The organism is Listeria rocourtiae FSL F6-920 (assembly GCF_000525975.1).
GTDB lineage: Bacteria > Bacillota > Bacilli > Lactobacillales > Listeriaceae > Listeria_A > Listeria_A rocourtiae.
Genome location: NZ_AODK01000003.1, coordinates 72575 through 83200, shown reverse-complemented (window position 1 = coordinate 83200; position 10626 = coordinate 72575). Strand labels below are relative to the sequence as shown.

Genomic DNA, 10626 nt, shown 5'->3' with positions numbered 1-10626 from the left:
TAAAATACTTCGGAATGAAGGTGTAGCGAATAAAGTTCTTTATATTAATCTAAATGATAAATATAAAGAAAATTCATATAAGAAAGTTTATTAACGAATATTACGCATAACGAGGTGGTTGAGAGTAGTGTGTTACGTAGCCTTAATGATTTAGTAACCCAATGATGTTCGCTCGTATGATACGATTATTCTCGAAGTTATCGAGGAGGTAATTATTACATGAAGAAAACAGTAGCTACAATTGCGGCAGGCGTCGTCCTAGCTGGGATTGGATCCACTCAAGTTAGTGCAGCAGAGTATACGGTTCAACCAGGAGATTCACTATGGAAAATTTCGAATGAGAATAACATCTCCATAGGTCAATTAAAGAAAATTAATGATTTAAGCTCAAACATTATTTTCCCAAATCAAAAAATTAGAAGTGACAGTTAATCAAACTCCTAAAACAACTACAGGTACATACAAAATTGTACCCGGTGATACGCTAAGTAAGATTGCTCTAAATAATAATGTTACCGTTGCTCAGTTAAAATCTTGGAATTCTTTATCGTCAGATTTAATTATTGCGGGTGAAACTTTGAATATTGGTAGTACTCAGTCTAAAGAAACAGCTTCTGAATCTGTCGCACCAAAGCAAGAAACTAAAGCAGATGCATCAGCAGTTCAAGAGAAAGCACCACAAAAACAACAGAAGGCAACAACTAATACTCCGAGTAAGCAAACACAAAGCTCAAATAAGAGTTCGTCTAGAAGTGTAGCGAAGGAAGTAACTGTTACTGCTACAGCATATAGTAAGGCTGAACCAGGCATGGGACATATTACAGCTTCTGGAATTGATTTAAATGATAATCCAAGAGTTATAGCTGTTGACCCATCTGTCATCCCTCTAGGTTCTAAAGTTTATGTGGAAGGATATGGAGAAGCGATTGCGGCTGATACAGGTGGAGCTATTAAAGGTAATAAAATTGATGTTCATTTAGACAGCGTACAAGCATGTTATAATTGGGGCGTTAAGACTGTAAAAGTTCAGATTTTAAACTAAATAGAAATTTTATGAATTCGCGATTGATATTTATCAATCGCGAATTTTTGCGCTTTCCTAGTAGTTACATAGATGAAGTGGCGAGAGAATATATAATTTAGCATAGGAAGAATCGAATATTTATGATAAACTTAGAGATATGAGAAATATAGGAGTGAACATATGAAACGGACTGTTGAAATTCTAGGTATTCCATTTTACAATGTTTCTCAGAATGCTTTTGTGGATGAATTAATAGATGCTGCTGTAAATAAAGAGCGGAGATTTATTGTGACGGCTAATCCTGAAATAGTAATGCATGCGCAACAAGATCTGGAATTTAACCGAGCGATTCAGCAAGCAGATTATATTGTTGCGGATGGTATTGGAGTGGTTAAGGCTGCAAAGAGTATTGGGAAGCCGCTTAAAGGAAGAGTAACTGGCTATGATACAATGCTAGGACTTCTCGAAAAGGCGAATGAAATGAAGATGAGCGTATATTTTGTTGGGGCTAAGCCAAATATTATAGATAAGTTAATTGAACATGTGAAATGTGAATATAAGGGGATTGAGATTGTCGGTGCTCGTGACGGTTATTTTACCGCTTCTGATTCGGAGGCGATTGCTGAGGATATCTTAGTAAATCAGGCGGACTTTGTGTTTTTGGCATTAGGTTTTCCTCGGCAAGAACGATGGATATCAACTCACTTAGATAAATTTGATAGAGGTATATTTATGGGAGTTGGTGGTAGCTTCGATGTTCTTTCGGGTTGCACAAAGCGAGCTCCTGATTTTTGGGTGAGGTTTAACTTGGAGTGGTTATACCGAATATTATCACAACCTAGCCGTTGGAAACGCGCATTAGCGATTCCACGTTTTATGTTAGCAATGAAAAAACAAAGAAGGCACGGGTGATTTTCATATGATTATTAGAAGCGCTACCCTATACTATCTTGTTATGCCTCTTAAGGAGACGTTTAAGACTAGTTATGGAGTCATGAAGGATAAACACCTATGCATTATAAAACTCGTCTCAAATGATGGTATAGAGGGATATGGTGAATTGGATGCCTTCGCAGCTCCTTGGTATACAGAGGAAACTACTGCAACAGCGACTTTAATAATCAAAGATCATTTACTACCGCTGCTCCAAAATTTTGAGCTTCAAGAACCAAATCAGGTAAATCAAATTTTTCAATCGATTCGTGGAAATGAGATGGCAAAGGCCGCTATAGAAACAGCTGTTTGGGATGTTTTTGCAAAAATGTCTAATCAGCCTTTAGCTACATACTTAGGTGGTAAAATAAGTGATGTTTCAGTCGGCGTTAGCGTCGGCATTAAGGAACATCCTGATGAATTGTTGCAAACGGTTAGTAGTTATGTGAATGAGGGCTATTCAAGAGTTAAGTTGAAAGTTAAACCGGGCTTTGATGTAGACTTTATAAAGCAAATCCGAGATAAATTTCCGGAGCTTTTGTTGATGGTAGACGCTAATTCCGCCTATAGGAGAGAGGATATTGCAATTCTCAAACAAATGGATAAATATAATCTGGCAATGCTAGAACAGCCTTTTGGTGTGAACGATCTAGTGGATCATGCTTGGTTACAAAAACAACTCAAAACACCAATTTGTTTAGACGAAAATATTCGTTCATTGGCCGATGTCATCCAAGCTTCTAAATTGAAGAGTGCCAGAGCGATTAATGTTAAAGTAGCTCGCGTTGGTGGACTCACAGAAGCGATTAAGATTGCTACATTTTGTAATGAAAATGATATGGTCGCTTGGTGCGGTGGAATGTTTGAAGCAGGAATCGGTCGAGCACACAATATTGCTTTAGCATCGAGAGTAGAGTTTAGTTTTCCAGGAGATATATCAGCTTCCAATCGTTACTTCGAGAAAGATATTATCACAGAAGAATTCGTGAGTAGTAATGGTAAGATAACAACTCCAAAGCGCGCAGGGATTGGAGTGGATATAGACGAAAAAAGTCTGGAATCCTATTGTAAACGATGGGAATACATCATCTTAAACTAAAGGATGGAGCTGAAATTAATTTGCAGATATGGATTATGATCATTTGTTTTCTAATAGGAATTTTGATTATCCCGTTAGTTCGCAAATTTGCTTTTTATATAAATGCTGTTGATGAACCTCGTGAACGGCATATTCATACTAAAATCACACCAACATTAGGCGGATTAGCCATTTTTTTTCGCGTTTACGGTAGGTATGTTACTTTTAGCTGTTGATAAAAGTGGCTTTTTACCAGTATATATAGGTGCGGTGATTATTGTAATGACTGGATTTATTGATGATATCATTGAATTGTCACCCCGTTGGAAGCTTGTCGGCCAAATTAGCGCAGCGCTTTGTGTGGTGTTGTGGGGGCAGATAACGATTGAATTTATCAATATCCCTTTTATGGGGCCACTTTATTTTGGGGCTTGGGCAATTCCAATTACACTTATTTGGATTGTTGCTATTGTGAATGCGTTAAACCTTATTGATGGTTTGGATGGCCTTGCTGGAGGGGTCTCAATTATTGCGCTATTGACTATTGCTGGAATGGCCTTGCTACTTCAAGACATATTTGTAGCACCAGTAGCATTCATGTTAATTGCCTGTATCTTGGCATTTCTTGTATATAATTTCCCGCCAGCAACGATTTTTATGGGTGATACAGGGTCATTATTTTTAGGGTACATGATTGCTGTCCTGTCATTAATGGGTTTTAAAAATGTAACTTTTATATCTATACTGGTTCCTCTAATTATTCTAGGCGTTCCACTTTCCGATACTTTTTTTGCAATCGTAAGAAGATTAAAAGCACGAACACCGATTTCGATGGCAGATAGATCCCATATTCATCATCGTCTTATGGCACTAGGTTTTTCTCAAAGGCAGACCGTATTGCTCATTTATTGTATGGCGATTTTGTTTTCTATCACTGGGTTTGTATTCTCATTTTCTACTACTTGGGGAGCTGTTATTTTATTAGTACTACTAGCCCTGTGTATAGAAGTTATTGTGGAGTTTATTGGTTTAATAGGAGAGAACCATCGTCCGATTTTGAATATACTATCAAAAATAAGGAGGAAACGACCATAGTAAAAGGCGCTAAACACTAGACAAATTCTAGTAGTTAGCGCCTTTATGTTTAGTTTTCTTCATTATATGGCATTGCACTTGGGAAAGGTTTGTTGACCCCTTGGAGTTGTCCTGCGAACTCATTAGCCACACTCTGCACAGAATTCTCATCTAGCTGGTAATAGTATACGCCGTTTTGCGGTGCGTCCTCCCCTTTAAGTGCGAGAGATTCCATATCAATATCGTTTGTCATACCATATTTAGCAATGGAAAGCATTTGTGAAAAAGTCATGTTTGTTTTCATATTATCTCCAACTGCTTTAATCACGTTAGAGTATTTATTGATAGAGCCTATAGAAGTAGCTTTATCAATAATGGCTTTCATGACGAGTTGCTGTCTTTTGCCACGCTCGATATCATTATCAATATGGCGTGTTCTTGAGAGCGCTAATGCTTGTTCTCCGTCTAATTTTTGCTTTCCTTTTTTCAAGGTAATTTTTCCTGCTTGGTCTTTCGAGTTTTGTTCTGTGAAGTCAACTGGTACGTCTACATCGACTCCGTCAAGAGCATCAACTATTTCTAGGAAAGCGTCAAAATTAAAACGAACATAATAATCAACGGGGACTTGAAATAAATCCTCTACTGTTTTCATAGTTAGCTCTGGGCCACCGTAAGCATGTGCAGCATTTATTTTTGTGTATCTGTCTGTCTTACCATCTTTACTTTCTATGTGAACATAAGAATCACGGGGTATGCTTGTCATATCAAGTTTGTTATCTTTAACATTTAATGTTGCTAGTATCAGCGCATCGCTACGTGGGCTACCCCCATTGTTCGCTTGTCGTTTCGTACTATCATCTACACCAATAATCAGGAAGGAAAAACTATCTTTGATGGGGTCTACATCCTTATTTCGTAGTGATGAGGCCTCTCCACTTCTCACATTATCATAGGAACTATCTACGGCGAGCTTTGCTGAACTGAACAAATATGTAGCATATCCAGCACACGCAAGTACGATTAGCATCAATGGAATCAAGACTGAAAAAAGTACCAACCGGCGCCGTTTATACTTTGCGCTTCTTGGAGCTGGGCTTTTGTTTATAGGCATGAATTATTTCTCCTTATAATTAAATTTCTAGCTAAATCCCGAAGTAAAGTATTTGTATATGCAATAGATGCAATTGTACCATGATAAGAAACCTAGTTTGTTACAGTAAATTTACGTTTGCTTTAAAGTTATAGTAAAGAACATTGCAAAAATAAATGCACTTTTTTCTATTATACATAAGGGGGGCGTAAATGAACATTAAAATCATCAAAAATAAGGCAAAATAAGTCGTATGTAATAGCGATTTAGTTAAATTATTCCACGGCTATACACTTTTATATTTTTTTAGCGTCTTAGTATTCATATCAAACTCGGTTGTGGCCTCATCGAAACTAAATCTTAATTTTTCTAATAATTTTATAGAAGCAATGTTCTCCGGGTCGACTTTTGCTTTCAACGCTCGGATGCTAGTTGTGGTTTGGATTATGTGTATAAATGTTTGAAGAATTTCGGTCATTATACCTAACCCCCAATGGCTTTTCTTCAATTCATACCCTATTTCAGCAGTCATATTTTCCATGCATAGCTCATTAATCCCGCAAGAACCTATTAATTCACTATTTTCTTTATAAAAAATAACATACCTATTTGCTGTTTCTTCTTGAAGTATAGCTGAGATAATTTCACGAGCTTGGTTGATTGTGTTGAATGTTTCAATATTCATAAAGCGTGTCACATCATCATCAGACCAGATTTTTAGCATTTGAGGAGCATCATCACAAGTCATCATTTGATTTTTTGTGTGTGCTGTTTCGAATTCGGTTGGTAGTAGTCGTAGTGTATCTACTAGCATCTAAATGACATCCTTTTCACGATATTCTTGTCCATTTTCTTGTAGCTGAACTTGTCCATTTGTCAAGTTTATGGCCCACTCTCGGAACAAATCTACGTCAGCACTATCAACGTACACGTCAAGAATAACTTTATCAGTGAATGTAGTGTTTGAGATTTGATAACCTTCTTTTTCTAGCGTATTTTCAAACTTTGCATGCGCTGAATAATCAAGAGTGCATGAAATAATCATTGCGAGTGAGCGCTCAACAATACCGAGCACATTACAAGTTTCACTCACAGCAGTACCATATGCACGAACTAAGCCACCAGCTCCCAGCTTAACACCACCGAAATATCTTGTAACAACAACAGCTACGTTTTTTAGTCGTTTCTTTTTTTAAAACTTCCAGCATAGGGACACCAGCTGTACCACTAGGTTCTCCATCATCGTTTGCTTTTTGATATTGATCACGTTCACCGATAAGGTAGGCAGAACAATTATGACTAGCGTTCCAATGCGATTTCTTTACACTTGTTATAAACTCTTGAGCCGTTTGTTCATCAGTTGCACGAATGATAGAACAAATAAATCTAGATTTCTCAATAATTATTTCGTGTTGCCCAGCTACTCTGATTGTTAAATAGTTTTCTAGCATACAGGCCTCCAATAGTTAATTTAGTCACCTTCTTTCACAAGTTTAACGGAAAAATGAATGTATGTATAGTTAGAAAATGAGTTTGTAGCATATTTGAAAGGTGAAGTGGGAGCAAATTCATGGTATAATGAACTCCATTGTTACTTTTGATAGATAAATTTTTTATCGCCTAGGCATTTTTATGGAACGCTTAGCCCTACAAAACATAGCAAATAACAATGGCTTCTAGAAAAGCATGAAATAATACAGAGAAAGCTATAGGAATATAGTCGATAGATTGTTTTAAGTAGTTTTTTGAGCTACTAAAGGGATAAAAAATGGGAACGAATATAAAAATAACAATTTTGAAGGAGGATTTCTCATTATGACTGTAAAAATCATGATTGTAGATGATCATCAATTATTTCGTGAAGGTATAAAACGTATTTTAGAATTAGAGGATTCATTTGAAGTGATTGCTGAAGCGGAAAATGGAAAAAATATTGTTGCTAAGGTACGCGAATATCGACCTGATATCGTACTCATGGATATAAATATGCCTACAGTGAATGGCTTGGATGCTACAGAAATGTTGGTTAGACAATTCCCTAGTATTAAAGTAGTTGTTTTAACTATTCATGATACAGATGAGTTTGTTACAGAAGCTTTGCGTGCTGGAGCAGTAGGGTATTTATTGAAAGAGATGGATGCTAAGGACCTCGTAGACGCTATTAAAACAGTAGAAGATGGTGGAGCTTATATACATCCTAAAGCAGCAATTAAATTAGTGCGCGAATATCGTCATTTAGCTAGCACTAATAATGCTCAAGGTGCCTACGGTTATCAACAGCCAGAGGTTAAGATGCCTTTACATATTCTCACGCACAGAGAATGTGAAGTTCTGCAACTATTGACGGATGGCAAGAGTAATCGTGGTATTGGCGAAACCCTTTTCATCAGCGAAAAGACTGTTAAGAATCACGTAAGTAGTATTTTGCAAAAAATGAAAGTAAATGATCGTACGCAGGCCGTTGTTACTGCAATCAAAAACGGTTGGGTATTCATTCGATAAAATCGTTAAATTAGAGGTGACTTTATGGGGGAAAAAATTGCTATCGTGACGGACAGTACTGCTTATTTACCCCAAGCAGTAATCGATAAGTATGAGATTCATAGTGTGGCTCTTTCGGTCATAGTTGATGGACAGTCCTACGTGGAGGGCAAGGGCATTGATGAAAATAATTTCTATAGTATTGCAAATGCATCAAAATCATTTCCAACTACTTCTCAGCCAGCACCAGGCGATTTCATAATTTTGTATGAGAAATTACGTGATAAGGGATTTGATACTATTATTAGTATCCACCTGAGCAGCGGTATTAGTGGCACATATCAAAATGCTGTGTCAGCTGGTAATATAGTTGAAGGTGTTCAAGTAGTAGCCTATGATTCAGAAATTGCTTGCATGGCTATGGGAATGTTAGTAGAAAAGGCTGCCGAATTAGTAGCTTCAGGAGAGAAATTGGAGGCCATTCTGAAGCAGTTAGATGCTATGCGAGATGCTATGGGTGCTTATTTTATTGTAGACGATTTGAATCACCTTGCAAGAGGAGGCAGGCTCTCTAATGCACAGGCCATTATTGGCAGTGTTCTTCAAATTAAGCCCATTCTTCATTTTGAGGAGAAAAAGATTGTCTTATTCGAGAAAATCAGAACAACAGAAAAAAGCTTTTCGCAGGATTGATGGGCTTTTAGCAGAGGCTGTGGAAAATGGTCAGGCGCAACAAGCTTATATTGTTCATGGCAATTGTTATGAAAAGGCAGAGACATGGAAAGCGGAGTTGCAAGTAGCTCATCCTCATGTAGATTTTAAAATTAGTTATTTCGGTCCAGTTATTGCCACACATCTTGGAGCAGGATCGCTGGCTCTAGTATGGACAATTAAGTAGAAATTGAGATATAATCTTAATTAATTGACGACAAGTATTCAAAGTAAGGCCGAATATATAGTACTCGACACAGGTCCTATTTAGTTAGTGTCCTGTCCTGTTCAAAATTCTGTTTCAGCCTCCTAATTAGGAGGTTTTTTTGTAGTATACTCTAAATCTCAATAAAAATAAAAAGCATAAAAAAGTTCAAAAGGGCTACAAAAAGGATGGCTTTAAGGTGAAAAGACAAATATTAGCTTATGGTGTGCGTGAATAAAAACAAAATAAGGCATGGAAATCGAAATATCGTAATTGGCAATTTTTTTTTTATTTCGTGTATAAATGGATATACGAGGTGAAGATATTGCAGAAAAAAAATAGAAGGACAATTGTTCATGGCAGAAGAACTAACAGATACTGATAATATGCAGTTCGTTGAGGCCATACAAGTTACTGAAAAAAAGAAATTATGTCTTAGATGTGGAAATAATAGAGAGGAACTATTTTTTAGATCTCCTTGTAGTCGCTGTAATAAGGAGGAATGTTTGTATTGTAGAAACTGCATTATGATGGGGAAAATAACGGAGTGCAGCAAACTATTTTTTTCACCGAGTACGACAAGTACTAAGCATCAGAGAAGTACGTATTTAGCGTGGAAAGGTGAATTATCATTAGGTCAAAAAGTCGCATCTGATAAGCTGCATCAGGCGGTTAAAGACAAGAAAGATTTACTTTTATGGGCAGTCGCTGGTTCAGGTAAGACAGAGATGATGTTTAAGGGAATGAATGAGGTTCTAATAAACGGTGGGCGTCTGTGTGTTGCTTCTCCAAGAGTGGATGTTTGCTTAGAGTTATTCCCTCGCCTGCAACAAGTGTTTCCTGATGTGGAGATGGTTTGTTTATATGGGGATTCAGCAGATGTATACAATGGAGAGCGTTTTGTAGTTGCAACAACACACCAACTAGTGAGGTTCTGTGAGGCGTTTGATGTTGTTTTTATAGATGAAGTAGATGCGTTTCCATATGCCAAAGATCCATTTTTAGAATATGCGGTTCAAAAAGCGCAATTGAGTACAGGTTGCTCTATCTTCATCACAGCGACACCGGACAGGAAGTGGCAAAAAGAATGTGATAGAGGGAAGCGGAATTTTGTGAAAGTTCCAGCTAGATATCATCGAAAACAATTGCCTGTGCCGAAGAAGGTATGGATAGGTGATTGGAAAAAAGGCTTACAGAAGGGCAATGTTTCAAAAATAACAATTCAGTGGATAAGACAAAAATTAAGTGAAGGGTGTCCAGTATTGTTATTTTTTCCGGAAATTAAAGTAATGCTCCAAGTGGCTATAATACTTGAAAAAATGGGTTTTGGACCACTGCTGACCGTTCATTCTGCTGATCCGGAGAGGAAGGAGAAAGTACAACAAATGCGTGACGGAACTATTCGGTTGCTATGCAGTACCACAATTCTTGAACGTGGAGTTACGTTTACTAATGTACAAGTTGGTGTTTTTGGAAGTGAAGGAAGGATTTTTACAGAATCTGCGCTTGTACAAATATCTGGTCGAGCTGGAAGGAAAATGGAGTATCCCAGAGGGGACGTACTATTTTTTCATGATGGTGTTTCTAAAAATATGGCATTAGCTATTTCTCAAATAAAAATGATGAATAAGCTTGGGAAGCGTCAAGGGTTACTAGATGAGGAGTAAATGTTTAGTGTGTGGCAGAGAGACACTAACCAATATCTCTTGGTGCAGTCTATTAGTCAAAGACAAAAAACAGACTATTTGTTCTACCTGTGAATCCAGATTGGACATGGTTTACGGGGTCACTTGTGAAGGTTGTGGTAGGCCGATGGATAGCTTTGAACAAGTAGTGATTTGCGCAGATTGCCAAAAGTGGGAGATGGGAGCGAACAATTTACAAAAAAAATATTGCTTGTTACACATACAATGAATTCGCAAAAGAGTTGATGACTCTTTACAAGTACAGAGGTGATTACGCTATTGCGGGAGTTTTTTCAGAGCAGTTACAGAAACAATGGGGATTAGTAAAGAAGGATGTCACAATAC

General features: G+C 37.3%; 6 protein-coding genes and 5 pseudogenes. 8 read left to right on the top strand and 3 right to left on the bottom strand.

Annotated elements, in window-relative coordinates; genetic code table 11:
* Positions 1-219 precede the first annotated feature (219 nt).
* From PROCOU_RS00860 to PROCOU_RS00845, 4 genes and pseudogenes are all read left to right on the top strand, one after another.
* A pseudogene (locus PROCOU_RS00860) lies at positions 220-1042 on the top strand (3D domain-containing protein).
* A 162-nt stretch (positions 1043-1204) separates the two neighbouring features.
* Entirely contained in the window at positions 1205-1936 is a 732-nt protein-coding gene (locus tag PROCOU_RS00855; RefSeq protein WP_036069052.1) for a WecB/TagA/CpsF family glycosyltransferase, read from the top strand.
* Between the two features lie 7 nt (positions 1937-1943).
* Positions 1944-3069 (top strand): annotated as a pseudogene (gene menC / locus PROCOU_RS00850) (o-succinylbenzoate synthase).
* A gap of 22 nt (positions 3070-3091) precedes the next feature.
* Positions 3092-4130 (top strand): annotated as a pseudogene (locus PROCOU_RS00845) (glycosyltransferase family 4 protein).
* 49 nt (positions 4131-4179) lie between these two features.
* Here PROCOU_RS00845 and PROCOU_RS00840 read toward each other — a convergent pair.
* The 3 genes and pseudogenes from PROCOU_RS00840 to PROCOU_RS00830 all read right to left on the bottom strand — a co-directional run bounded on the left by PROCOU_RS00840 (position 4180) and on the right by PROCOU_RS00830 (position 6650).
* Positions 4180-5220 (bottom strand): LCP family protein, encoded by a 1041-nt coding sequence (locus PROCOU_RS00840; protein WP_036069048.1) that lies wholly within the window; start codon positions 5218-5220, stop codon positions 4180-4182.
* Positions 5221-5485: 265 nt separating this feature from the next.
* Complete coding sequence (locus PROCOU_RS00835) at positions 5486-6013, bottom strand: GNAT family N-acetyltransferase (RefSeq protein ID WP_051994020.1); 528 nt, start codon at positions 6011-6013, stop codon at positions 5486-5488.
* A pseudogene (locus tag PROCOU_RS00830) lies at positions 6014-6650 on the bottom strand (YigZ family protein).
* A gap of 364 nt (positions 6651-7014) precedes the next feature.
* On the opposite strand from PROCOU_RS00830, the gene PROCOU_RS00825 reads away from it, so the two are divergent.
* The 4 genes and pseudogenes from PROCOU_RS00825 to PROCOU_RS19155 all read left to right on the top strand — a co-directional run bounded on the left by PROCOU_RS00825 (position 7015) and on the right by PROCOU_RS19155 (position 10510).
* Entirely contained in the window at positions 7015-7701 is a 687-nt protein-coding gene (locus tag PROCOU_RS00825; protein ID WP_036069047.1) for a response regulator transcription factor, read from the top strand.
* A 24-nt stretch (positions 7702-7725) separates the two neighbouring features.
* A pseudogene (locus tag PROCOU_RS00820) lies at positions 7726-8578 on the top strand (DegV family protein).
* A gap of 374 nt (positions 8579-8952) precedes the next feature.
* Complete coding sequence (locus tag PROCOU_RS00815; RefSeq protein WP_036069046.1) at positions 8953-10263, top strand: ATP-dependent helicase ComFA; 1311 nt, start codon at positions 8953-8955, stop codon at positions 10261-10263.
* The gene (locus PROCOU_RS19155; protein ID WP_425268376.1) at positions 10253-10510 is read left to right on the top strand and encodes a double zinc ribbon domain-containing protein; all 258 of its coding nucleotides are present in this window, start codon (positions 10253-10255) and stop codon (positions 10508-10510) included. Before PROCOU_RS00815 ends, PROCOU_RS19155 begins: the two co-directional genes overlap by 11 nt.
* The last annotated feature ends 116 nt before the right edge of the window (positions 10511-10626 follow it).

What these genes read in the sequence shown, in the direction of transcription:
- PROCOU_RS19155 (WP_425268376.1), top strand. Translation starts at nt 10,253, where the DNA reads ATGAGGAGTAAATGTTTAGTGTGTGGCAGAGAGACACTAACCAATATC.
- PROCOU_RS00835 (WP_051994020.1), bottom strand. Translation starts at nt 6,013, where the DNA reads ATGCTAGTAGATACACTACGACTACTACCAACCGAATTCGAAACAGCA.
- PROCOU_RS00815 (WP_036069046.1), top strand. Translation starts at nt 8,953, where the DNA reads ATGGCAGAAGAACTAACAGATACTGATAATATGCAGTTCGTTGAGGCC.
- PROCOU_RS00840 (WP_036069048.1), bottom strand. Translation starts at nt 5,220, where the DNA reads ATGCCTATAAACAAAAGCCCAGCTCCAAGAAGCGCAAAGTATAAACGG.
- PROCOU_RS00855 (WP_036069052.1), top strand. Translation starts at nt 1,205, where the DNA reads ATGAAACGGACTGTTGAAATTCTAGGTATTCCATTTTACAATGTTTCT.
- PROCOU_RS00825 (WP_036069047.1), top strand. Translation starts at nt 7,015, where the DNA reads ATGACTGTAAAAATCATGATTGTAGATGATCATCAATTATTTCGTGAA.